Source organism: Pantoea sp. XAF26B01_ASV70 (assembly GCF_054512635.1).
Genome location: NZ_CM137251.1, coordinates 3,817,368 through 3,841,589, shown reverse-complemented (window position 1 = coordinate 3,841,589; position 24,222 = coordinate 3,817,368). Strand labels below are relative to the sequence as shown.

Below are 24,222 nucleotides of genomic sequence, written 5' to 3'. Positions count from 1 at the left end.
CAATATTTTTTTATAGTGGTCCGCGTCAGAGACACGGCCGTTGGCTCATTCGGCCAGTTTTGTTGGTGTGATCCCCGCCGGGATCGGGCAGTGATAGGGCTGTGCGGCGCGTACCCGATCAAACTCGGCCCGGCAGCCAGCCAGCGCCTGCCGATCCGTTAACAGCGTTAGCACCGTGGCCGCCATCACTTTGCCCGCCAGAAACATCCCCTTATGCCCGATACTGGTGCGGCCCTGCGCCACCAGTTGCCAGGTGTGCAGCGGCGTGCCGAAGGTAAAACAGGGCGCAAAACACTGTGCAGTCGGCGTCACCCAGCTGACATCGCCGACGTCGGTGGAGCCATAAAGCAGATCACGTGTGACCGCATAGGGCGCGACCTCATCCATAAACAGCTTGTCGCCCAGTTGTTCAGCCCAGGCGTGACCGGCTTCACTACCGGTTCGGGCGGCATTGAGCCGGGCATTGCGCAGATCGTCATCAGTGAGCGTGGCACGCAGTTCAGCCGCAAACGCGCGTTCTTCGTCGCTGTAGTCGGGCAAACCAAACTGATGCAAATAACGCTCCATGACCGCTTCCAGCGCGCGATTCGGGACGTAATCCGAGCAGGCTTTGTCAAAACGTACGGTCAGCGTGGTGTCGGTCATCAGCGCTGCACCCCTGGCGATATTGATCACCCGTTCATAGATCGCCTGCGCCTGTGGCAGTTCCGGGGCGCGGATCAGGTAGAGCACCTCCGCATCGGCCTGCACCACGTTTGGCGAAACACCGCCGCTGTTGGTGATGGCGTAGTGCAGACGTGCCTCCTGAACAATATGCTCGCGCAGAAAATTGGCCCCGGTATTCATCAGCGTGACGGCATCCAGGGCGCTTCGGCCCAGATGGGGAGAATTGGCCGCGTGCGCCGCAACCCCTTTGAAGCTGAACGCCGCCTGAATATTGGCGAGGGTGCGCAGATTGAACATGCCGCTGAACCCCTCCGGATGCCAGGTCACGGCGGCATCAACGTCGTCAAACAGCCCTTCGCGCACCATAAAAGTCTTGCCCGAACCGCCTTCTTCGCCAGGGCAGCCGTAAAAGCGAACCGTGCCGCCCGTGTGATGCTGTTCCATCCAGGCTTTCGCGGCGCAGGCCGCCGCAACACCTGCCGTGCCGAGCAGGTTGTGACCGCAGCCGTGTCCGTTGCCGTTGGCTTCCAGCGGTTGTGGCCGGGCGCAGCCCGCCTGCTGACTCAGGCCCGCCAGCGCATCGAACTCGCCAAGGATGGCAATCACCGGCTTGCCGCTGCCCGCACTGGCGATAAACGCCGTATCGATGCCACCCACGCCGCGTTCCACTCTGAATCCCTCTTCTGCCAGCGCATCAGAAAGCAGGGCTGACGAGCGGGTTTCGGCAAAGCGGGTCTCCGGTGTGTCCCAGATGGCGTCACTGAACGTGCTGAAACGAAGCTGATGACGAGCGATATAGTCGGCAATAAAGTCTTCCATCATCGTGAGCCCCCATACTGCGCCTGGTTCAGCGCCAGCGTCGCCAGCAGCGTGATGGCGTCCGGCATCACCCGCTCATCAAAGTCGAATTTCGCATTGTGGTGACCCGCCGCCAGCTCACAGCCAAAAATGACGTAAGAGGCCTGACCGCCGCGCTGCTTTACCCGTTCCATCATGTAGGTCGCATCTTCCGAACCCGCCGCCTGCGCTTTACGATCGACCACGGAGTTGAAGATACCGAGCGCGTCCGCCTGCTGATGGATGAAATCAACCCATGGCTGCGTCGGGGTACAGCTGCGCGCGGCCCCCATCAGCGAGACCTGCTGCTCAACGCCATACATCGCCGCCGCACCGGCAATCACCCGCAGCGCCTGCTGATAGATGTCGTCGTTGACCTGATTGGTCACGCCACGGGTTTCGACTTTCAGCAGGGCGCCGTCGGCTACCACGTTGCGGCCGGTTCCCGCCTGCAGCACGCCCACGTTGACCCGTGCCACGCCGCCGCTGTGCTGGGTTAAACCATGCAGCGCCAGCGTTGCCTGTGCGGCGGCCAGCAGGGCATTGCGCCCCTCTTCAGGACGACCGCCCGCATGGGCACCGACGCCGGTAAAGTGAACATCCAGCTTGGTAGTGGCGAGGAAGCTGTCGCTGCCGCACACCACTTCGCCTGCCGGCACGCCGGTGCCGATGTGAATCGCGGTGAAGCGATCAACGTCATCGACCACGCCCGCCGCCACCATCGCTTTGGCGCCGCGCACACCCTCTTCGGCGGGCTGGAAGATCAGTTTAATCGTACCGCTGAGCTGATCTTTCATCGCCATCAGCACCGAGGCGAGACCCAGCCCGATGGTGGTGTGGCCGTCATGCCCGCAGGCGTGCATCATGCCTGCGTTGCAGGAGGCGAACCCTTCACGCTGCGGCAGATGATCGTCAGCCTGGCTCTCGTTGAGATCCAGGGCATCCATATCGACGCGGAAGCCCATCACCGGGCCAGGACGGCCGGTCTCGAGCGTTGCCACGATGCCGCAGAATCCGCCCGAGAAGTGGCTGATCCACTGCGGCAGCGCGCCCTGTTGCAGCGCGCGCACTTCCTGCTGCTTCAGCACGGTGTCGTCGGGCAAGCCCATCCGCGCATCGGCATCGATCACTTCACGGCCGAGCTTCAGTTGATAACCGAGCTTATGCAGCTCTTCAGCGACTAAGGTGGCGGTACGGAACTCCAGCCAGCCCGATTCGGCATAGTGATGGAAGTCGCGACGCCACTGTTGCAGCTGTGGCAGCCGGGTGCTGACGTGGTCTGAAAGGGGTTTCATCGGCTCTCTCCTCGTTGTTGATTTTTTATGCATTGCTCCGAATCTACACAATGGTATTGACCGGCATAAGATGCGAATATCTTGTGACTGATAAACAACGGTTATCGCAAAATTATGTCTGCCAATCTCAAGCTTCATCAGCTGCGCGCCTTCGTTGACGTGGCGCGACAGGGCAGTATCCGGGCGGCAAGCCGTCTTTCCGGGCTGTCACAACCGGCGTTAACCAAAGCGATTCAGGAACTGGAACGCGAGCTGGGGGCAAAGCTGTTTATCCGCCGTCAGCAGGGCGTGGTGTTAACCGATATCGGTGATAACTTTTTTCGGCATGCCAGCCTGGTGCTGGCAGAACTGCGGGTCGCCGAAGAGGATATCCAGCAGCGGCTGGGACTGGGTGGCGGTCAGGTGAATATCGGCGTCGGTGGCAGCGTGGCGCGCACCATTATGCCGCAGGTGATTAATCAGTTTCATCGCGAATATCCGCTGGTGAAGGTGCGCATCGTCGAAGGCCAGCTGGTGTCGATGGTGCATGAACTGCGTCAGGGCGCGCTCGATTTCACTATTAATACCTACGATCAGAGCCATCTCGATCAGGAGCTGATGTATGAGCGGATGATGGAGCGCGAGTACAAGGTGGTGGTGCGCAAAGGCCATCCGCTGGAAAAGGCGCGTTCTCTGGCGGAGTTACAGCAGGCGGACTGGACGATGCCAACGCCCAAAGGCAGTTACTACCGCTTGTTGCACGATCTGTTTGGCGAACGCGGCATGGCACCCAAAATCGTGGTGACCTGTGAAACCTTTATGGCCTGCACCAGCCTGGTGGCGCAAAGCGATTTCATCAGTATTCTGTCGGTCGACGTCATTGACGACCCGATTCTGGGTCGGTCGCTGGTGGCGCTGGCGCTCGACGAACCCCTGCCGAAAGCGATCTTCTATCTGATCCAGCGCAAAGACACGACGCTGACCCCAATGAGCAGTTATATGGCACAACTCTTTCGCCGTTATTGCCAGTAAAATCAGCGAGTAAAGTCGATCGTCTACACTGTTAAGGTACTGAAAAAAATCCACCCGACAAATATAGAGGTTACGATGCAAGTCAGTCCTTATCTGTTTCTCTATGGCCGTTGCGAAGAGGCTATCGACTTTTACCTGCAGGCGACCGGGGGAGAGTTGCTCTCTAAAATGAAATTCGGTGATATGCCGGATCAGGGTGAGCAGGTCGGCGATCAGTCTGCCGCGCCGCAGCCGCCAGAAAAGATCATGCATGCCCAGCTGCGTATTGGTGACGGTGAGCTGATGCTGAGCGATGGCAACACCGATCAGCCGCCAGCGTCCGAGCATGCCGGTTACGCGGTCAGTCTCTCAACTAACGATGTCGAAAAGGGTAAAGCCTGGTTTGAGAAACTGTCGGCAGGCGGCAAGGTGACAACTGAGTGGCAGGAGACGTTCTGGTCGAACGGATTCGCGATGTTCATTGATAAGTTCAACATTCCGTGGCGCATCAATGTCGAGAAGCCGCAGGAATAATCGGGCCAGTCGGCGTCGCAATTTGCGGCGCCGTATTAATTAATGGCAACTGCCCGGATTAAAGCGCGGCGGCGCTATTCAGGCCGCCGCACGTAATCAGAAGTTATAACCCGCCACCAGGTAGTAACCCCAGCCAGTCGATTTCACTTCAAACGGCCCGTTGCCGAAATTCAGCTCCTGACCATCCGCCCACTGTCCGCCGTTGTGGAAGTAACGCGCCACCGCAGAGAAGTGCCAGTGATCGTAACCCAGTGACAGAATGTGACTGGAGGCGATGGAGTTGCTGGTGCGTGATGAACCGCCTTTATCGCGGAGATCGGAACCCCAGTCGAAGTTGGTGAAGCCCACATAGCCCAGATTACCGCCCCACAGTGTGGTGATTGGCACGAAGTATTTCACCTTGAAGCGATAGCCATCCCAGCTGTTTTCATTCGCCGCACCGTAGTTTTCCCACTGATATTTGGCGTAGACGTTCAGCGACAGACCGACATCGCTGTGCGTATCGATATCGGTGCCCAGACCCATATACCAGGTGTTCTGGCGGCTATCGCTGTTGCGGCCCATGTCGTAGATGTAGTTGTTAGCGAAATACCACTCTTTGAACGGACCAAACGCCAGGCTGGTGCCGGTCAGTTTGTCGATAGAGAAGCGCGGCTCAATCTCCATAAACATCGGTGAACCGTGATCAAAAATGCCGTTGGCGTTGCTGTTGCCTGCGCCGAAGAAGTTGGTCAGATCGAGGTAGCCATAAAAATCGAACCAGTCCTTCTTCGCAAACGCTTCATATTCCAGATAAACGTCGTTGTTAAACTGCGGTCCGAAACGGGTGTGGTAGCTGCCTACCACGTTAACGCTCTGATGCCACCAGTCGGAGACATACTGCGGATCGCTTTCAGCGGCCTGCGCAGCGCCACTCAATGAACATGCCAGCACGGCACCTGCTATCAACGTTTTAAATTTCATTATTATCAGCCACATGCTTTTGACCGCCGCACAGCAGACGCAGTCAGAGAGAAATCGGTCCCTTGATGGGAATGAGGGTTTCACAGCAAATAACAGCCAGTTCTTCAGCCCGCGTAGCGTGCCTGTAACAGATCGATAGAAAATAGATTTTGCTCACGTTTGTCAAAAAGTGTTGCATTACAATTCAGCTAAAATGTGATGCGCTTCACAATAATGACCAGGATCGAACGGAACCAGGCAACCGTTTACGTTGTCTGGTTCGTGATCAAACGGGCGGGATCAGGGAAGGGTGACGCGAACCTGCAAACCACAAATGGCACCCTGTGGCGTCATGCAATTGGAAAGGGCGACGTGAATCTGATGCTTCTGTGCGACGTTGCGCACAATGGATAATCCCAGCCCGCTGCCCTGGGCTTTAACGTCAGGTGAACGGGTAAAACGGTCAAAGGCGCGTTCGATAAAGGATTCCGGCATGCCTGGCCCGTTATCGACAATATCGACCACTGTTTTACCTGCGACCCGATGCAGCAGCACATCGACCAGGCTGCCCTCCGGCGTGTGCAACATGGCGTTACCAATCAGGTTATCGAACAGGCTGCGCAGCTCGGAACGGCTGGCCTGCAGACGATACTGCGTGGAGCCATTAAAGCCGATATCGATGCCGCGTTTATCTGCCACTACCATCAGCTGCTCAATGCTCTCTTTCAGCAGATCGTCCAGTTCGATATGCTCGACGCTGGCGACCACGCTCTGGTCATCCTGACGCGAGACATTAAGTAACTGCGTGACCAGATGACGGGTGCGTGTGACGCCCGCTTCCAGCTGGCTGAACTGCCGGCTCGCTTCGCCTGGCTGGATATGCTGACGCAGGTTTTCCAGCTGCAAGGTCACCGCTGTTACCGGCGTGCGTAGCTCATGCGCCGCATCTTCCAGGAACTGACGCTGCGACGACCAGGCCTCACGCAACTTACTCAGCAGCGAGTTGTAGGCGGCCACCAGCGGCAGGATCTCATCCGGCAAGCCTTCGGGTGAGACATTGTGCGGATGGTGCGTCTCCTGCGCGGCAATCTGACGCGAAGCGACCTGCAGATCCCGGGTGATCTTGCGCACCACCAGCCAGATCACCAGCAGTGAAAGCGGCATCATCAGGATCAACGGAATGATCGCTGACAGCGCCCGCTTGACCATCAATGCCTTCATGTAGCTGAGGTTGTGCATCACCTGGATAGTTTTTATCTCGCTGCCAGGTAAGCCGGGCCGGGTATAGATGCGCCATTCGCAGTCATCGCACTGACCCACATGCACGTCGCGATAGCCCCGTTGATTTTGCAGCGGAGCCTGCAGCTCCGGCCATGAGCTGGCTCGTAACTGACCCCGGTCGTCCCACAGCTGCACCACAAAGGCGCTCTTCGCCTTGTCAGGCGCAATAAGCATCGGCATCAGGGCGGGCATCTGTTTATTGGTGGACCAGGCATCAGCGATTTTTGCCAGCTGATCGTCCTTCATGGTGCCGACCATATCGCCGTAGCAGCTGAAGAAATACCACGTGACGCCGCCGATCATCAGCAGATGAATAATCAGCAGCGTAGAGAGTAATTTGTTGCGTAATGAACGCATAAAGGTGAAGGGTTTCATATTGCCGGTACCCGCCAGCCCAGTCCGCGCACATTGCGGATCACGTCGTTATCCAGCTTGCGGCGCATCCCGTGGATCAGAACATCCACCGCATTGCTGCTGACTTCATCGCCCCAGCCATAGATGCGATTTTCCAGCTGCTCGCGCGACAGAATAGCGCCTGGCCGCTCCAGCAGGGCGTAGAGCAGGGCATATTCGCGCGCCGTAAGCTGCTCGCGCTGTCCTTTGTAGAGCACTTCGCGGGTCATCATATCCAGCTGCACATCGCCGCTGCCCAGCACCGAGTCTGCTGCGCCGTGGCTGCGTCGGGTAATCGCGCGCATCCGGGCCATAACTTCCTGTAAATCGAACGGTTTAAGCAGGTAGTCGTCAGCGCCGCTGTCGAGTCCCTGAATCCGCTGCGCCACCGTGTCGCGTGCGGTAAGAATCAGCACCGGCGTGGCGTCGCCACGCCCGCGCGCCCGGCGCAGTACCTGCAGGCCATCATCGCGCGGTAAGCCGAGATCGAGCAGCACGCAGCTGTAGCCGCCTTCGCTCCAGGCATTCTGGGCATAGATGCCATCACGCACCCAGTCCACCGACCAGCCCGCCCCCTCCAATGCCTGCTGCAGGTTCGCGCCGATCATTTCATCATCTTCAACCAGTAACACGCGCATGGCTGATCTCCTTCAGAAAGATGAGGGGAGTTTACTCACCAATTGTTAGGCCAGAATTATCCGCCGTCATACTTCGCACTGTGGCGGCGTTGGCTGCTTTTGCTCATCCCAGTCACTGACTGATGTCAGCTCCTGGGGACTCACGCATTTGCCGCCTTGCCACAGCATGAATTATTTCGCGGACCGCCGTCACCGGTATTTTATGGAGGAGTCAGGTGGCCTGATGTCCCCATCCATATCCATTGAGATGCCAGCGATTGCAAGCGTAAATGGGGTGACGTATATTTGAGCAACAGATTAATGCCAGACATTTCAGCGGTGAATAGTATGTCAGCCCAGGAAGCAAAAATCAGACATCAGCGCGAGTATCAGGAGCGTGTTGAAGCCGTCCGAAATGGTCAGGCTCCAGGCCGCGTGCTTGAAAAACGTCCTCAGGGTATTGTGCCTGCAAAAAGTGGACGCAGCCTCGCATTTTTCTGATGTCACGCCGTGCTGAAATCAGCCAGGTAGTAAAATAAGCTCATCATACAGGTGGGCTTTTTTTATGACATTGCACGCTATTCCTCCAGAAGAACAGATCCTTAAACTCAACCGTTATCTTATTGATAACGCCGGACAACTTCCGTCACCGGTTATTACTGTAGGCGGTCAGGCTGTTATGTACTGGTATCTGACCTACCTGCATCTTTATCCTGATCAGCCTGATGTAACATCCATAACCTCAATTGATGTTGATTATGTCACCCGAAAGGAAGGCGTTGATTTTCTGGCTCAGGAATATCAGCGATATCTCAAACATGTTGACGCCTGACAGGGCTGAATGCCCCCGTCACTTATGATGCAGAAATAAATTTGTCTGACTCAGCGTTTTTATCTTCTGCCTTTTTTCAGCAGCAATCTCTTCACGAACTTTCACACTAAAGCCCCGCTGGCCGCGCGATCCCGCCTCCGTTTCCGCCGTTGCTAATTCTGCGCTAATTTTCTGCTAATTAAGGGATAAATTTTAGCGGGTAGAGTGGCTCCACTGCACATCAGCATCAACAGGAGGAACCATGAATCAGCGCGAGTTTATTCGGAGTTTGCTGGACTGGATTGAGAACAACTTAGGACACGATCTGCATCTGGATGAGGTGGCGCGCCGCTCGGGCTATTCGCGCTGGCATCTGCAACGGCTGTTTCGCCAGCATACCGGCTTTTCACTGGCAGAATATATCCGTCAGCGCCGTTTAACCGAGTCTGCGCTCACGTTGCTGAGCAGCAACGAAGCGATACTGCAGGTGGCGATGAACTATGGCTTTGATACCCAGCAGGCCTATACCCGCACGTTTAAAAACTACTTTATGGTGACGCCTGGCCAGTTGCGCCGTCAGCGTCGCGTCGAGCCGGATCGGCTGCTATTCCCTCTGGCGATGGCCAGCTGATGCCTGATAAGACCTTCCCGTCACAGCCTGCGGACGGGAAGGTCGGCCCGCGCTTTGCGCTTCTCTCCACGTGTTCTTCGCCTCGCCTTTTTTTACCCATCAGCCACAGTGACCCCGCCCGAACGTGTTAGTTTGTTGCCAGCATCCCTTTACTGTCGGAGTCGGGAAACATGGAAAACGGCGCGAATTTAACCGCCATGTTGGTATTTGCACGGGTTGTGGAATTACAGAGTTTCAGTGAGGCGGCACGCGCACTCGGCTTGTCCAAATCCCATGTCAGCCGGGAGATCGCCCGTCTGGAGCTGCGGCTCGGTATCCGGCTGCTGCAACGCACCACCCGGCGGCTGGCGCTGACCGAGCTGGGCCAGGCGTACTATTCCTACTGTGTGCGGATGCTGGCCGAAGTGCAGCGCGCCGAAGCCTTTGTGCAGCAGGTGCATCAGCAGCCCGCCGGCCATGTCAGGCTGCAGGCACCCGTTACGTTTGGCTGCCAGTGCGTAGTCCCTGTCCTTAACCGCTTTCTGCGTCGGCATCTGCATATCAATGTCGATCTTGATCTGACCGATCGCAGTCACGATCGGCTGGATGATCAGGCGGATCTGGCGATTGTGATCCGATCCCGATCGCCACAGCAGGGCAATTTTCGGGTACTGAGCGAAATCGAGTGGGGGCTCTATGCCGCGCCCGCCTACCTGGCGCAGCGACCCGCTATCACACATCCTGAGATGCTGCCACGCCACGACCTGCTGATGTTTCATGGTCCGGCGCACACCGCCGCACTGCCGTTCCGCCGTGATAAACAGCGGCTGGCACTGGATGTACGTAGCCGTTTTCGCGCCAATAACAGCATGGCGCTGCTCAATGCGGCACTGGCAGGGAGCGGCATCGCCTATCTGCCCTCCTACATGGCCCAGGAGGCGATGGCGCGCGGGGATATTCAGCAACTGCTGCCGGAGTGGCAGATGGATCGTCTGCAAAGTTATCTGCTGCTGCACGACACGCCTGAACCGGCCTCACCCGTGACGCTGCTGTGCGATGCCCTGGTTGCGGCGCTGAATACAGGCTGATTGTTGCCTGCTGACAACAATCATCGTCACAGAGTAACTATCCCGCCGCGACTGTTGTTACTCCGCTACGCCGGTTAGCCTGTATCCCTGATTACTTACCGGATATCATCATGCAACAGTCACCCGAAACTGCAGAGTTTCAGCACTGGCGACGTAACTTAGGGGTCTGCGTCGTCGGCTCTTTTACCACTATCGTGGCGATGACGCTGCTGCTGCCGTTCCTGCCGCTCTATGTGCAGCAACTCGGCGTTGAGCAGCCTGCGGCTATCGCCCGCTGGTCCGGCCTTGCCTACGGCGCGACCTTTTTCAGCGCCGCACTGACGGCGCCGTTGTGGGGCAGGCTGGCTGACCGCTATGGTCGTAAGCTGATGCTGATTCGGGCCAGTCTCGGGATGGCGATTGCGATGTCGCTGATTGGCATGGCGACCGCGCCGTGGCAACTGGTGGCGCTGCGCCTGCTGGCGGGGCTGCTGGGCGGCTACGCGTCGGGATCGACCATTCTGGTGGCGGCGCAAACGCCGAAAGCACAGACTGGCTGGGCGCTGGGGGTGTTGTCTTCCGGCATTATGGCCGGCAACGTGGTCGGACCGCTGCTGGGCGGTGTGCTACCGCCACTGATCGGGATTCGTCAGACTTTCTGGCTGACCGGTGCCGTGATTTTTCTCGCCTTCCTCGCCACCACCTTTTTACTCAAAGAGCAGCCACGTGCTCCCGCTACATCGCGCGCCAGCCAGCAACCGCATCCTGAAGCCGGGCCGGTTAATCACAGCCTGATACGGCTGATGTGGCTCTCTGGCATGTTGCTGATCTTCGCCAGCATGTCGATTGAGCCGATTATTACGCTTTACGTGGGCGAGTTTGTGCAGGGCGACCACCAGATCACCCTGATAGCCGGACTGGTGATGTCCGCGGCGGCGCTGGGCACGGTCCTGGCGGCACCACGACTGGGTCGGCTGGCCGATCGGGTAGGGCACTGGCGGGTGCTGACCGGCGGTTTAGTCGTTAGCGGGCTGCTGCTGATACCCCAGGCATTTATCACGGCGGCCTGGCAACTGGTGCTGCTGCGTTTTCTGATGGGGATGGCGCTGGGCGGGTTGATGCCGTGCATCACGGCGATCATTCGTCATAACGTGCCGGGTTCACAGGTTGGGCGGATGCTGGGATATTCGACATCGGCACAATATATCGGCCAGGTCAGCGGCCCGCTGTTCGGTGGACTGGTGGGCGGTGCATTCGGGATGCGGCCGGTGTTTCTGGCAACCTGCGTGGTGATGCTGTTTTGCGCCTGGCTCAACTGGCGTGGCATGAAAAAGTAGTGCGATCAAAAAAGGCGGACCGGAGTCCGCCTTAGTTTATTCACAGCTGCGTGAATTACTTCTGGTCTGGCAGCGCGTAGGCAATCACATAATCGCCCAGCCTGGTACCAAACGAGCCGTGACCCCCTGCCGCGATGACAACGTACTGCTTGCCATCCACTTCATAGGTCATTGGTGTCGCCTGGCCGCCTGCTGGCAGACGTGCCTGCCATAACAGTTCGCCGGTATCAGTGCTGAAAGCACGCAGGTAGTTATCTGCGGTCGCACCAATGAAGAACACCTTACCTGCGGTGGTGATAGGACCACCCAGCATCGGCATACCCATTTTGAACGGCAGCGGAACCGGTGCGCTATCGCGAACGGTACCGATACGCTGTTTCCACACCACGTTGTTGGTCTTCAGATCCACCGCGGAGATGTAACCCCAGGCAGGCTGTTTGCATGGCAGACCAAACGGTGACAGGAACGGGTTCAGCTCGACGCCATACGGCACGCCATACTGAGGCTGAATACCGGTTTCAGTACCTGAACCACCTTCAGCGCCTTTCGGCGGCACAATCGGGTTGCCTGGGCCACGTGGAATCAGCTTAGAGACAAACGGCAGCGCCATTGGGTTAGCAATCGCGATCTGACGATGAGGATCGACTGCGATGCCGCCCCATTCGAACATACCGAGGTTACCCGGGAACACCAGCGTACCCTGCTCAGATGGCGGAGTGAACGGACCTTCATAGCGCAGGCGCTTGAAGATCACGCGGCACACCAGCTGGTCAAACATCGTCGCGCCCCACATATCCTTGTCCGTGAGATTCTGTTTCGGACGGAAGGTCAGCTCAGAGTAGGGCTGAGTGGCGGCAACGTGATCGCCTTTAGCAGCACCCTGTGGCACTGGCGTTTCCGGCGCAGGCACGACTGGCTTGCCGGTACGGCGATCCAGTACAAAGATGTTGCCGGTTTTCGCTGGCGCGTAGACAACCGGTACGGTGTTGCCATCTTTGTCGGTGATGTCAGCCAGCGTCGGCTGCGACGGCAGATCCATATCCCACAGATCGTGATGCACAGTCTGATAAGACCAGACCAGCTTACCGGTGGTGGCGTTCAGGGCCAGCACGCTGCTCGCATAACGCTCCTGCTCTGGTGTGCGGTTACCGCCCCAGATATCCGGGGTGCTCACGCCCATCGGCAGGTAAACGGTATCCAGTTTCGGATCGTAAACTGCCGGTGCCCATGAGTTCGGAGAGTTCATGGTGAAGGTGTGTTCATCAGCCGGAATGGCATTAGGATCTTTTGCGCCTGGATCAAATACCCACAGCAGTTTGCCGGTATTCACATCAAAGCCACGAATCACGCCTGACGGCTCGCGGGTTGAGTAGTTATCGGTAACCGCACCCGCCATCACGATGGTGGTGTTAGTAATCACCGGCGGTGAGGTCGGCTCATACTGACCCGCAGTGGTGACAGGCTGTTTGTGTTGCAGATCCAGCTCGCCGTTGACGCCAAATGCCGGGCAGCGTTCGCCGGTCTCTGCGTCCAGTGCAAACAGACGACCATCGTTGACCGGCAGATAGATACGACGTGAACACAGCGCAGGCTGAGTGTTCGCTGCATCGGCGGCTGCCGGCACTTCGTGGTAAGAAACACCGCGACAGGTCACGTGCTGGAAGGTCGGGTTGACCTTCATGCCCGGATCAAACTTCCACTTCTGCTTACCGGTGGCCGCATCCAGTGCAAACAGGATCTGGTGTGGCGAACAGAGGTAAAGCGTGTCGCGGATTTTAATTGGCGTGACTTCGTCGGTAATTTCACCCGGATCGTTAGGGGTTTTCATGTCGCCAGTCTGGAACTGCCAGGCAACCTGCAACTCTTTCACGTTCTGGTGATTAATCTGCTTCAGCGGAGAGAAACGGGTTCCCTGCTGATCGCGCGCATAAGCGGGCCAGTCAGCATCCGGGATGTTGCTCAGCGGCGCAGCCTGCGGGGCGTTGTCAGCGGTTTCTGGTACTGACCCGTTGATGACCTGCGGATCGTTGAATACCGCATAGGCCAGCACAATGGCACTGGCAATCAGCGCCACAGCCATGGTACCCAGCGCGGCTTTGCTGCCCGCATTGAAGCTGCGATAGACAAACGGCAGGATCAGCCAGACACCGAAGATCACCAGCACATCGGTGCGTGGTGCCAGTGCCCAGAAGTCGGTGCCCACTTCCCATACACCCCAGATCAGGGTGCCGATCAGCAGCAGCGCATAGAGAACCAGCGCAGTGCTTTTACGACGGGAAAGCAGATAAGCGGTGATAAGCATCACCACACCGCCAAAAACGTAATACCAGGAACCACCAATGGCGGCTAACCAGCCACCGCCAATCAGCATAAACGCGCCCGTCAGCACTGCGAACAGCACCGTCAGGAAACGAATTACGCCAAAAGATGAGGAGTTTTTCCCCATAATATCGACCTCGTTTCGTTGCCATAAAACACACGAAAACAACCAGATAGGCTGTTTCCAGTTATCAAGTACAAATGATTAGGGTGTTCTGAAGTATCTCTTCCGTTAAGACAGACGATCCCTTTGTGTTAAATGTTATAGCAAAATCAGATCGAGGTTTGATTTTTTTGGCTTAAACCGCTTAACAACTGGAATAAAACGACATTTTATGGGGGATTAAAGGACGTTAAGCGCACCGCCGTGTGCCCTTAACGCCGGAAGGCAGGATTTGTGAATCAGCAGCTAATAAGATCGCCGTCCGAGCGTTGCTGTTGCCAGCCGCTGATATTTATCTCAGCAAACTGCTCAGCGGTTAAGGGCGGCGTATGACTTCGTACGATTACCTCTGCCCCTTTTTCACGAAACGTCGCCATAAAAAAGGGAAAGGTAAACTTCTCATAATTATCATTAAAGAAAGATTCGGTTAAAACAATTCCTGAAAAAGGAAAAGATTCCAGCAGTCGCCAGTCTGCACCCGGCGGCGCAAAATCATAAAGCCAGAAATCAAATTTCTTTGTTAATTCAAGCAGTGACGTACTGTGTGCTGCCAGACTGGAATAATTAATTCCAATCCGGACACGCGCATTTTGTAAATGCGTATAGGCATCCGGAACCGCGATCATTCCCCGTAATCGAATATCTTCCACCGGCACAACCATTAATGCTGCTTCAGTAGCAATTTGATTGTGTAATGAAATAATGTTGTTTGTATTAAGTATATTGCCGCTATCCTGGTTTTGCTGAAGATAAGGCACGCTATAACAAATGCCAGTGACATTACGCTTAACGTGATGGATTGGTTCAGTAACATAGGGGTTATATAAACTGTTTTTCATTATCTCTATGAAATTCAATAGAAAGGATTTGTTGTTAATTAAGCATATAAAAAGTCGCATTTTTCTAAACGCGTGAATAAATATAGATCACATGCTTAATCCAAATCATCCTTTTGTTGCCTGAGAAAGTAAATAAACCTGTTAGCAAAGAAACGATAATTCCTTTGGCGTCTGATGATGTGCTGGAATATATTCAATAGTCGGGACCAATAGGCTGGTAATAATCATGAGGGGTCTGACGCGCCTCGGCCGGACAGGGACGCTGCTTATCGCACAGGGAGGCAGCGCTGGAGCCACAGGCCTTCTGCTCGCATCCGGTCTGCTATCGTGAAGCCGACAATCACCACACCAATAACACCGCGCAACGACGCGGGTTTCCTCACCTGATTTGGGATAAGACATGGGATTTATGGCATCGGCAGCGGAAGAGTCGCTGTGGCGACATCGGACATTTGTCGCCTTCTGGGTGGCGCGTACCTGCTCATCATTTGGTTTTCAGATGTTCTCGGTCGCAATCAGCTGGCAGATCTATGCGCTGACCAACAGCGCGATGGCGTTAGGGATGATTGGCTTAATGCAGTTTCTGCCGTCGGTGTTGCTGGCGCTGCCAGCGGGCCATCTGGCGGATCAATATGACCGGCGGCGGATCGTGCTGTTGGGTCAGCTGGTGGAATTTGCCGCACTGCTGGCATTAGTGGTGCTTACCTTATTCCATACCCCCGATAAGACCGCGTTGTGGGGGCTGGTGTTTATGATTGCAGTGGCGAAAGCGCTGGAGTGGCCTGCGATGTCTTCGATGCTGCCGTCGCTGGTGCCACCTTCGATTCTGGCGCGTGCGATGGCGATGAACTCCGTGGGCGGTCAGGCAGCGGTTATCGTCGGGCCGACGATTGGCGGGCTGCTTTATGTCGCCGGGCCGCATGTGGTGTATGGCGTTTCCGGGCTATTTTATCTGGTTTCGCTGACGCTGGTGAGTCTGCTGCGTTATGAGCGTCCGGTGCAGGCTCGTCTGCCGATGAATATGAAGAATCTGTTTGCCGGGATTCACTTTATCCGTGAGCGCAAAGATGTACTTGGGGTAATTTCGCTCGATCTGTTTGCGGTGCTTTTGGGCGGTGCAACGGCGCTGCTGCCGATTTTTGCCAAAGATATTCTGCATACCGGGCCCTGGGGGTTGGGGATGTTGCGCGGGGCGCCGTCGGTAGGAGCATTGCTGGTGGGCATCTGGCTGAGCCGCCACAAGCTGGAGAAGCATGTCGGGATGATTATGTTTGGCTCGGTGGCGGGCTTTGGCGTTGCGACGCTGGTGTTCGCGCTTTCCACGCAGTTATGGCTGTCGCTGGTGGCGCTCTGTGCGCTGGGTGGCTTTGATATGGTGAGTATGGTGATCCGGGGTGCGCTGGTGCAGCTGGATACGCCGGATACCATGCGCGGTCGGGTGAATGCGGTTAACGCGATTTTCATTAATACGTCGAATCAGCTGGGCGAGTTTGAGTCGGGGTTGCTGGCGGCCTGGATGGGTGCGGCACCGGCGGCGGCGATTGGCGGCATCGGTACGCTGGTGGTGGTGGCGCTGTGGATGAAGTTGTTTCCGCATCTGCGGCGGCGTCAGAAGCTGGAGAATGAGGTGGATCCGGTTTGAACAACCGAGGTTGGTGAGGCAGATGCGGTTGTAGAATTGAGTGCAGTCTCAGGGAGCCTATGCCTTGCGCAAAGACGCAAAAGCGCCATCCATTCGCTGTGAGTATGTAAGTTGCCTCTGACTGAAACGCAAACCGGACGAACGCAAAGCTCCGGAACGCCTTTCAAAACGTTCCTGATTTACACGAAAACGCGTTCCTTGCTATAACTTATCTCTCATCGGCAGGCCTGTGGCCTCCTCAGTCAGCTTAAGCGCTTATAGAGGGTACCGTTATGAATCAGACTCACTCCATTCCGGAAATTTATAATCCTGATGTGCCGTATTCAGTAAAGTGCGAGATCGTGGCGCAGCTGTGCCGGGCGCTGGCTTCCCATAAAAACATCCCGGTTAGCGCCCTGAGAAAATATCTTCTGGAAAAAACTCACGTTGATTTCGAAAATCTGGAGGATAACCCGGTAGGAATGCTGCTGCTGTATGAATACCTTCACTGCCAGCGCCCCTCGGTCTGCGCCCGGAATGAAAAAAACCTTCATTAAGCGCTGCCTTCAGCTTAATCAAATACGCCTTCGGAGAAGAGGGCTGGAGAAGGGGCGGTTGAGTTGTCGCTGGCAACGGTTTCCCGAGCCAGCTCAACCTCAATATTGTCACTGGCCCGAAGGCCAGTACAGGAAGTTACCAGTCATACTGCCATTAAAATCCTGGGGTCAGAGGGGGAGGCCGACCCGCAGGCTGGGGCCATCAGGCCCCGGTTTTTCCCAGGTTGGCGTCAAATGTTAGCCAGCTTTCACGCATGTCCACTACGCTGCGGGTTTTACGAGCCTCATCGATTTTAATTGCCGTGAGGCCCGCTTCCAGCGCGTCCACTACTGAAACTTTCAGCGGTGTTCCCTGTTTAATATGTTTAACGATCTCTTCAGCCATCAACGCATCTGCGCCGTAATGGCCATCATACGCATTGCCGCTGTAGGCGGTATCGACCTCTTTCTCGCCGCTGCGCGCGTTGTGTACGCGGAAGTAGTTGCGCACGAAGTCGCCTTCCGCCATGCCGTCGGTGCCCATGACACAGAAACGGCGGAACTCATCCGGCACATTCAGATTGGCGTGGAAGGCCAGCGTCGCGCCGCCTTCGTACTCAATCAGGGCAGTCTGGTAGTCGACAATATCGGCATCGCTGTCGAACACCGCATCGGTGCTCGACCAGCCGCTGGGCTTCACGTGATAAAGTTCTGAGTCAGCGGTGATAGCTCCCTGCGGCGCATGAGCGGGAGTAAAGGATTTCCGGCCACCAAAGCTGGCGACGCGGATCGGGCGCTCCTGCAACAGGCCCTGATAGAGATCGATGTCGTGACAGCATTTTTCCAGAATGTACGGGCCGGCATATTTCTCCAGACGGCGCCAGTCGCGCTGAAAGAATGCGCCGTGATAAGGCTTGATATGTTCTGTCGCCTCAATCGAGGTGATCTCACCCAACTGACCCGCATCGCGTGCCGCCAGCAAATCATGATAGAGCGGGGAATAGCGCAGTACCAGGCCGACCAGAATGCGCGCTTCGCCATACTGACGTACCAGCTTCGCCATCTCCATGGTCTGCTCTTCATTGATCACCACCGGCTTTTCTGTAAACACGGTGTAACCCGCCGCCAGCGCCTGACCCACATGCTCCAGATGCAGGAAGTTGGGTGAGCCAACCAGCACGACATCCATTCCGCCATGTTCCAGCAGAGCATCGATTGACGCAAAGGCCTGGCCGGGCGCGATACCAAAGCTGTGCAGATTAGGCAGTCCGGCGGGTGCCGGATCGTAATAACCCACTACCGAAAAGGCGTCGTCGGCTTTGCTGAACTCTTTGATCACGTGGGACAGTCGAAAGCCGAGACCGATAATGCCTACTTTCATGTTAAACCCCTGCTCCTGAAATCGCATGATGCATAGCCCGCCTGTGATCGGGCGCGCCTGTTGATAATCTGACCACCAACTTATTACGACAGAAAAACTAATGTCAATAACGCACTGCGCGTTTTGCGAGGGAGTTTTTGTTATCATGATGTAAAATAAGAAGAAAATTCAGATATGATTTTGCTATATTTATTTGTTATTGCGATTTAAGTTTTTTTATCCTATCGTTCGCTCATTATGGCTATAACCCTTAATCAGGGAAGGAAGCGCGTGCAACCACACTATCTTCTGGGCATTGATGGCGGCGGTACACAGTGTCGCGCGCGGTTAACCGACCTGCAGGGTCGCATCCTGGCTGAAGCCACCGGCGGGCCTGCCAACGTCTGGTCAGACTATGACGCGGCACTGACCTGCGTCGGGCAGCTGATCGAACGGGTATTGTCACAGGCGGGATTCGCCCCGGAGGCGCTGACGCAAACCGCGCTGGTGGCCGGATTAGCCGGTGCGAACGTCACCTCGGTACAGGCGCGGCTCGCCAGCTGGCAACCTGCCTGCGCGGCGTTACAGGTGGTCAGCGATGTGGAGATCGCCTGTGCGGGCGCCCATGGCGGCGCACCTGGCGCCGTCTTTATTATCGGCACCGGCAGTCAGGGAGCCGCGTGGGATGGCGAACAGTTTACGCTGCTTGGCGGCTGGGGCTTTGCCTTGTCTGACCAGGGATCGGGCGCTGAGCTGGGCCGTCGTGCGCTGCGGCTGGCGCTGCTGGCCCATGAAGCGATTATTACCCAGAGTGCACTTACCCGGCAGCTGATGGCGCAGTTCGACCACAGCCCGGAAACCATGCTGCTCTGGACGCGCTCAGCGACGCCTGCAGACTGGGCTCGCGTGGTGCCACAGATTTTTGCGGCCGCCGACGCGGGCGATGGTCATGCACAGGATCTGCTGCATCAGACCGCAGCCGATATCGGCCTGATGGTCCGCCGTCTGACTGCCCTGAGCAGCGGACCCGTGGCGCTGATGGGGGGACTGGCCACGCCGATTCAGCGCTGGCTGGATGACGATATTCAGGCCCGGCTGGTGACGCCGCAGGGCGATGCCCTGAGCGGGGCGCTGATACTGGCGCAGCAGCTGACGCCTGCCCGATTACCGATCTGAAGCTGGCTGAGCATCCTCAGCCGGATAACCCGAGGAATTTATGACCGCTCCCAACGTAACCGCGCGCATTCTGCGGTTGATTGTTGAAAATGCGCCGATCAGCCAGTCAGACCTGAAAGTTCGTAGCGGACTGAGCATGTCGACCGTGTCGCAGGCGACTAATCGCCTGCTGGCGCAGGAAATCGTGCAGGAGCTGGGGCTGCGTCGCGTGTCGATGGGGCGGCCAAAAACGTTGCTTGGGCTCAATCCCGATCGCGCCAGCGTGATTGGCATTCAGCTCAATGCGGAACGCAACCTGATCGTCATGACCGATCTCAGCGGCAATCTGCTGGGCGAACAGCAGATGCCGAAAGGCACGCTGACGCCGCGCCAGCTCGGCGATGCGCTGGCGAAATTCCTGCGCGGCGTTGAGGAGAAGCGGGTGGGCGCCATTGGCCTGGCCCTGTCGGGACTGGTCGATGCCGAAAACGGCTACTGTATCCGATCCAAAGTGCTCGACTGGGACAACGTCCCGATTGCGCGCCTGCTGGAAGAGCGTTTTTCGCTGCCGGTGTTTATCGAGAATGACGCCAACGCCATGGCAATGGCGGCGCTGGTGTTTGGTCAGCTCGGCAACGCGCAGTCGGCGGTGATCGCCACCTACGGCAAAGGGATCGGGGCGGGCATCATCCTGAATCGTCAGCTCTACCGCGGTCGTCACGGCAAGGCGGGGGAGATTGGCAACGGGCTGGTGGGCGACGGCTCACTGCGTCTGCTGGAAGATGTCGCCTCATCGCGCGCCATTCTGCAACGGCTTGCTGAGCAGGAACCGGTGGAAGGCCTCACGTTGCAGGCGCTGGATCAGCGGCCAACGCCCGAGGTGCTGGCGGTGCTGGAAGAGGCAGGACGCGAGCTGGGAATTTCACTGGCGAACCTGTCGGTGGCTTACGATCCGGATGTGGTTTATCTGGCGATGGAGCCGCACATGGCGTCACGCATTCTGCTCGATCACATCACCCAGAGCTTCCAGGCCTACCGGCTTAAACTGACGCCGCACATGACGCCGCTGCAGTTCCTGACTGAATCGAACCGCATGTGGGCGCTGGGCGCGGCGGGTTTTGCTGTCAACCGGCTGCTTGATCTGCTGGCGGCGCAGGCCGATGAAGAGCCGGTTACCTGAGTTATCCCTCGAATAAAAACGGGCGCCACGGCGCCCGTTTTTGTTTCCGCGCTTCCCTTAGCGCAGGCGCATCCCCTGATCATCAAACAGCAGGCAGTGTGCGGCAGAAAAGCCCAGTTCAACCTGGGTTCCCAGATCGCGCGTGGTTGCTTCACGCTCTTCCACCACCAGCATCTCTTCACGCCCGATATCCAGGTAGAGATAGTTGGTGTGGCCCAGCATTTCGCCATAGGCCAGCTCGCCGTGAAAGCGCAATGCCTCCGGCGTCTGCGCGGCAGGCTGGAAATGCTCGGGACGAATTCCCAGCGTCACGGTTTGCCCCTCGCGGCAGTCGGCGGCGATTTTCAGCACCAGCCCCTCAATCTTCAGTTCCGGCACCCGCAGCTGCACTTCACCCTTGCCCGTGGCGCTGATTTCCGCCCGCAGGAAGTTCATTTTTGGCGAGCCGATAAAGCCGGCGACAAACAGGTTATCCGGGTCGTGATAGAGCGTCAGCGGTGCGCCGACCTGCTCAATGCGGCCCTGACGCAGCACGACGATGCGGTCAGCCAGCGTCATCGCTTCCAGCTGATCGTGGGTGACATAAATCATGGTATTGCCGAGCGAGGCGTGCAGCCGCGCAATCTCAATCCGCATCTGCAAACGCAGCTCGGCATCGAGGTTAGAGAGCGGCTCATCGAACAGGAAGATACGCGGATGACGGATAATTGCCCGGCCAATCGCCACGCGCTGCCGTTGTCCGCCAGAGAGCGCGCGCGGCAGGCGGTCGAGCAGTTCGGTGAGATGCAGGCGGGCGGCCGTCCGGGCAATCGCCTCGTTGATCTCCGCTTTGGACTTTTTCATTACCTCAAGCGGATAGGCCAGGTTGCCGCGCACCGTCATGTTGGGGTAGAGCGCATAAGACTGAAACACCATAGCAATGCCGCGCTCGGTGGCGGGCTGCTGCGTCATGTCCTGCTCCTCAATCAGCAACTGACCGCTGCTGATCTCCTCCAGCCCGGCGATCATCCGCAGCAGTGTCGATTTGCCGCAGCCGGATGGCCCGACAAACACCACAAATTCGCCGCTGTTGATCGTCAGATCGATGCCATGAATGACATTAACGTGTTCATAAGACTTCTTCACATTCTGCAAGCGCAGGCTGGTCATCGGCTACCTCACTCAGAGTAACTGGCCCATGTAGATGGCATTGCTGCGCAGGATTGGGGTGAACCCCATGCGCTGATAAAAGGCACAGACCTGCTCATTCTGCAGGCTGACGCCAAGATGGACACCAGTGACACCGGCAGCGCGCAGCGCCGCCAGCTCATGCTCAATCATCCGGCGACCCCAGCCGCCTTTCTGTGCCGCCGGCAGCAGGTTGATATGCAGATGAGCGGGCCACTGCGTCACCAGCGTGTCAGCGGCCTGGTCAGGATGGCGTATTGCGTCGAGCACTTTGCTGTCGAGCGGCGCGCTGGCGCTGCGATCACGATATTTCTCCTGCAGCTGCGGCCACCATTCGGCCTGTAGCTGCGCTTCAAACGCGCGGGTATCGGGCGCGGCGACCACATAACCCTGCACCTCACCGTCCCGCTCCAGCACAAAAGCAAAGTCAGGCGCGAAACGCGCATAAGGCACAGCAAAACGCTGGCCGGGATAGTCAGGATCGGAATAGAGCGCGCGGGCATCGCCACCTGCATCGGCTGTTTCCAGGCAGATGCGGTAGAGCGCCGGGTAGTCCGCCGGGGTGGCCGGACGAATGACACCTTGATTCGCCATGGTGAATTCTCGTGAGTGAGTGAATCGGTCAGGGATTGAACAGATCCGCAGATAAAAGTTACGTTAATGAAAGTGGACTTAGTTTTCAAGATAGAATAATTACCTTATCTCACTAACACGGGCGCTTCGGCAATGTTTACCGGCATCGGGATGCACAACTGTGATCGCCAACACGCCCGGATCGTGGCGGCTGGCAGCAGATTCACGGCCAGTGAAAGGGGGAAAGTGTGAGCGTGATAGGATTTTCGTATGTTTTATCAGGACGTTATTTTGCAATGATTGCACTGGCATCTCCTGCTGCAGAAAAAGTAGCTGGCGACGCACCGCCACGGTTAATCGCGTAAATGCCAGCGCAGTGTGCTGAATTTCACGCCATGTCGCTGTTTATTTGCGCGTGCTCACAGCGTTGCAATTCCCCGCGCAGGCTGTTTGACTTTATTTTTTTATTAAAGTAAGTATGAGTGAGTGCGTTTGTGTGCGGCTGCAGCCTGCAGGATGTCAGGCGGTGAGATGAAAGGATGCCGATCCTGGTCTGAAGAAGGTGAGCATAATGTCTGTTTCCTCCGTTCGTTCGTTCCGAATTCGCAATGTGGGTCGGCTGCTGGCAGCGGGCCTGCTGGCGGGCAGCGTCTCGCATGCCGCCCACGCCGCCGTTACCCTGAATGAGTGGGATATCTACAACTACCCGGAGCAGACTGCCGCGGTAGATGAAGGGATTAAAGAGTTTTCCCAGCAGAATCCCGGCATTGTGATTAACCGCTCGGTTCACTCCTTTGAAGATACCCGTATTCCCCTGAAGCTGGCGCTGACCGCCGGTGATGGCCCGCAGATCGCTCAGGTCAACCAGGGCGGCGGTGATATGGGCTCGCTGGTTAAAGATAAGCTGCTGCTGCCACTCGACAGCTACGCCGCCAGCAACGGCTGGACCACACGCTTCCCGGACTCGATTCTGAAACGTAACCGCTGGTCAGACAGCGGCGAGTTTGGCAGCGGCAAACTCTATGGCGTCGCCAGCCTGGGCGAGATGGTCGGGCTCTATTACAACAAAGCGCTGCTGGATAAAGCGGGTATTGCCGTGCCGAAAACGCTGGCTGAACTGGAAAGCGCGATGGCGAAACTGAAGCAGCAGGGCACCGCGCCGATGATGCTCGGCCTGCTGGATGGCAACATGGGCCAGCAGCTGCTCAGCACCCTGTGGCAGGCGCAGATTGAGAGCCACGACCGCAAGACGCTGGATAATCTGATTTACGATGTGGGCGGCACCTTCAAAGACAGCAAGCTGGTCAATGCCGCCTCTATGATGAAGAGCTGGACCGACAAAGGGTACTTCTTCCCTGGCTTCCAGGGCATCGGTCACGACGATGCGGCGACGCTGTTCCAGAACGGCCAGGCTGCGTTCCTGGTCAGCGGCACCTGGTATCTCGGCCAGTTTAAAGACAACAAAGATATTCACTTTGCCGCGATGCCTGCCGGTGAAGGCGTGAAGCAACCGCTGATGGTGGGCGGTACCGATCTGGCGTTCTCCATCACCAGCACTGCCAAAGGCAAAGATCAGCAGGAAGGTGCGGCGAAGTTCATCAACTATATGGTCTCTGATGCCATGGCGAACCGCTGGCTGAAGGTGGGCTTCCTGCCTGCCAGCACCAATAAAGCGGCGAAAATGCCAGCGGACAATCCGCTGCTGGCCGAGGCGTATCAGGTCTGGCTGACACTCAATGATTACGACGGTTTAGGTCACTACGTGGACTGGGCGACACCCACCATGAACGCCGAGCTGAATCAGAACGTTCAACTGCTGCTGGCAGGCCGTCAGACACCCGATCAGATGGTAGTTAATTTTGATAACAACTATCAGCGTTACCTGAAAACACTGAAGCATTAAGCCGGAGGCCCGGCGAACAGCCGGGC

General features: G+C 57.1%; 21 protein-coding genes. 10 read left to right on the top strand and 11 right to left on the bottom strand.

The window, feature by feature from the left end; all coding sequences use genetic code 11:
• Positions 1-45: 45 nt before the first annotated feature.
• Both ACX8ZY_RS18175 and ACX8ZY_RS18170 read right to left on the bottom strand, forming a co-directional pair.
• Positions 46-1,488, bottom strand: coding sequence for a M20 family metallopeptidase (locus ACX8ZY_RS18175; protein ID WP_425020988.1), 1,443 nt, complete (start codon positions 1,486-1,488; stop codon positions 46-48).
• Positions 1,485-2,798 carry a M20 family metallo-hydrolase gene (locus tag ACX8ZY_RS18170; protein ID WP_425020989.1) on the bottom strand — a complete coding sequence of 438 codons (1,314 nt, stop codon included), beginning with the start codon at positions 2,796-2,798 and terminating at the stop codon, positions 1,485-1,487. Before ACX8ZY_RS18170 ends, ACX8ZY_RS18175 begins: the two co-directional genes overlap by 4 nt.
• 114 nt (positions 2,799-2,912) lie before the next feature.
• On the opposite strand from ACX8ZY_RS18170, the gene ACX8ZY_RS18165 reads away from it, so the two are divergent.
• Together ACX8ZY_RS18165 and yjdN are read left to right on the top strand one after the other, a co-directional pair.
• Complete coding sequence (locus ACX8ZY_RS18165; RefSeq protein ID WP_010672035.1) at positions 2,913-3,809, top strand: LysR family transcriptional regulator; 897 nt, start codon at positions 2,913-2,915, stop codon at positions 3,807-3,809.
• Positions 3,810-3,884: 75 nt separating this feature from the next.
• Entirely contained in the window at positions 3,885-4,322 is a 438-nt protein-coding gene (gene yjdN, locus ACX8ZY_RS18160) for a VOC family metalloprotein YjdN (RefSeq protein WP_022625240.1), read from the top strand.
• Positions 4,323-4,418: 96 nt separating this feature from the next.
• Here the strand turns inward: yjdN and ACX8ZY_RS18155 are convergent, their stop codons facing one another.
• The 3 genes from ACX8ZY_RS18155 to ACX8ZY_RS18145 form a co-directional block, all read right to left on the bottom strand.
• Positions 4,419-5,285, bottom strand: a complete 867-nt coding sequence (locus ACX8ZY_RS18155; RefSeq protein WP_010252090.1) for a nucleoside-specific channel-forming protein Tsx — start codon at positions 5,283-5,285, stop codon at positions 4,419-4,421.
• 279 nt (positions 5,286-5,564) lie between these two features.
• On the bottom strand, positions 5,565-6,920 hold the full coding sequence (locus ACX8ZY_RS18150; protein WP_022625242.1) for a sensor histidine kinase: 1,356 nt from the start codon (positions 6,918-6,920) through the stop codon (positions 5,565-5,567).
• Entirely contained in the window at positions 6,917-7,576 is a 660-nt protein-coding gene (locus tag ACX8ZY_RS18145; protein ID WP_010252086.1) for a response regulator, read from the bottom strand. Before ACX8ZY_RS18145 ends, ACX8ZY_RS18150 begins: the two co-directional genes overlap by 4 nt.
• Before the next feature lie 544 nt (positions 7,577-8,120).
• Between ACX8ZY_RS18145 and ACX8ZY_RS18140 the strand changes: the two genes are divergently transcribed.
• The 4 genes from ACX8ZY_RS18140 (at position 8,121) to ACX8ZY_RS18125 (ending at position 11,380) form a co-directional block, all read left to right on the top strand.
• Positions 8,121-8,387, top strand: a complete 267-nt coding sequence (locus ACX8ZY_RS18140) for a hypothetical protein (RefSeq protein ID WP_010252074.1) — start codon at positions 8,121-8,123, stop codon at positions 8,385-8,387.
• Positions 8,388-8,628: 241 nt separating this feature from the next.
• A complete protein-coding gene (locus ACX8ZY_RS18135; RefSeq protein WP_009092546.1) occupies positions 8,629-8,997 on the top strand; it encodes a helix-turn-helix domain-containing protein in 369 nt (122 codons plus the stop codon).
• 170 nt (positions 8,998-9,167) lie between these two features.
• Positions 9,168-10,064, top strand: a complete 897-nt coding sequence (locus tag ACX8ZY_RS18130; protein WP_425020990.1) for a LysR family transcriptional regulator — start codon at positions 9,168-9,170, stop codon at positions 10,062-10,064.
• 110 nt (positions 10,065-10,174) lie between these two features.
• Positions 10,175-11,380, top strand: coding sequence for an MFS transporter (locus ACX8ZY_RS18125; RefSeq protein ID WP_010252067.1), 1,206 nt, complete (start codon positions 10,175-10,177; stop codon positions 11,378-11,380).
• Between the two features lie 55 nt (positions 11,381-11,435).
• Here the strand turns inward: ACX8ZY_RS18125 and ACX8ZY_RS18120 are convergent, their stop codons facing one another.
• Both ACX8ZY_RS18120 and ACX8ZY_RS18115 read right to left on the bottom strand, forming a co-directional pair.
• Positions 11,436-13,826, bottom strand: a complete 2,391-nt coding sequence (locus tag ACX8ZY_RS18120) for a glucose/quinate/shikimate family membrane-bound PQQ-dependent dehydrogenase (protein WP_158132070.1) — start codon at positions 13,824-13,826, stop codon at positions 11,436-11,438.
• A gap of 275 nt (positions 13,827-14,101) precedes the next feature.
• Entirely contained in the window at positions 14,102-14,701 is a 600-nt protein-coding gene (locus ACX8ZY_RS18115) for a hypothetical protein (RefSeq protein ID WP_029519503.1), read from the bottom strand.
• Between the two features lie 400 nt (positions 14,702-15,101).
• Between ACX8ZY_RS18115 and ACX8ZY_RS18110 the strand changes: the two genes are divergently transcribed.
• Positions 15,102-16,343, top strand: a complete 1,242-nt coding sequence (locus ACX8ZY_RS18110) for an MFS transporter (protein WP_010252060.1) — start codon at positions 15,102-15,104, stop codon at positions 16,341-16,343.
• Between the two features lie 323 nt (positions 16,344-16,666).
• Here the strand turns inward: ACX8ZY_RS18110 and ACX8ZY_RS18105 are convergent, their stop codons facing one another.
• Together ACX8ZY_RS18105 and ACX8ZY_RS18100 are read right to left on the bottom strand one after the other, a co-directional pair.
• On the bottom strand, positions 16,667-16,876 hold the full coding sequence (locus ACX8ZY_RS18105; RefSeq protein WP_033780442.1) for a hypothetical protein: 210 nt from the start codon (positions 16,874-16,876) through the stop codon (positions 16,667-16,669).
• A gap of 205 nt (positions 16,877-17,081) precedes the next feature.
• Entirely contained in the window at positions 17,082-18,239 is a 1,158-nt protein-coding gene (locus ACX8ZY_RS18100; RefSeq protein ID WP_010252054.1) for a Gfo/Idh/MocA family protein, read from the bottom strand.
• Positions 18,240-18,509: 270 nt separating this feature from the next.
• Here ACX8ZY_RS18100 and ACX8ZY_RS18095 point away from each other — a divergent pair, with 270 nt between their 5' ends.
• Together ACX8ZY_RS18095 and ACX8ZY_RS18090 are read left to right on the top strand one after the other, a co-directional pair.
• On the top strand, positions 18,510-19,394 hold the full coding sequence (locus ACX8ZY_RS18095; protein WP_033787524.1) for a glucosamine kinase nucleotide-binding domain-containing protein: 885 nt from the start codon (positions 18,510-18,512) through the stop codon (positions 19,392-19,394).
• 40 nt (positions 19,395-19,434) lie between these two features.
• Positions 19,435-20,553: an ROK family transcriptional regulator gene (locus ACX8ZY_RS18090; RefSeq protein ID WP_010252050.1), complete on the top strand. Its 1,119-nt coding sequence runs from the start codon at positions 19,435-19,437 to the stop codon at positions 20,551-20,553.
• Between the two features lie 57 nt (positions 20,554-20,610).
• Here the strand turns inward: ACX8ZY_RS18090 and ACX8ZY_RS18085 are convergent, their stop codons facing one another.
• The gene (locus ACX8ZY_RS18085; protein ID WP_157353499.1) at positions 20,611-21,702 is read right to left on the bottom strand and encodes an ABC transporter ATP-binding protein; all 1,092 of its coding nucleotides are present in this window, start codon (positions 21,700-21,702) and stop codon (positions 20,611-20,613) included.
• A gap of 12 nt (positions 21,703-21,714) precedes the next feature.
• A complete protein-coding gene (locus ACX8ZY_RS18080; protein WP_264367122.1) occupies positions 21,715-22,314 on the bottom strand; it encodes a GNAT family N-acetyltransferase in 600 nt (199 codons plus the stop codon).
• A 550-nt stretch (positions 22,315-22,864) separates the two neighbouring features.
• On the opposite strand from ACX8ZY_RS18080, the gene ACX8ZY_RS18075 reads away from it, so the two are divergent.
• A complete protein-coding gene (locus ACX8ZY_RS18075; protein ID WP_010252044.1) occupies positions 22,865-24,196 on the top strand; it encodes an extracellular solute-binding protein in 1,332 nt (443 codons plus the stop codon).
• Positions 24,197-24,222 lie beyond the last annotated feature (26 nt).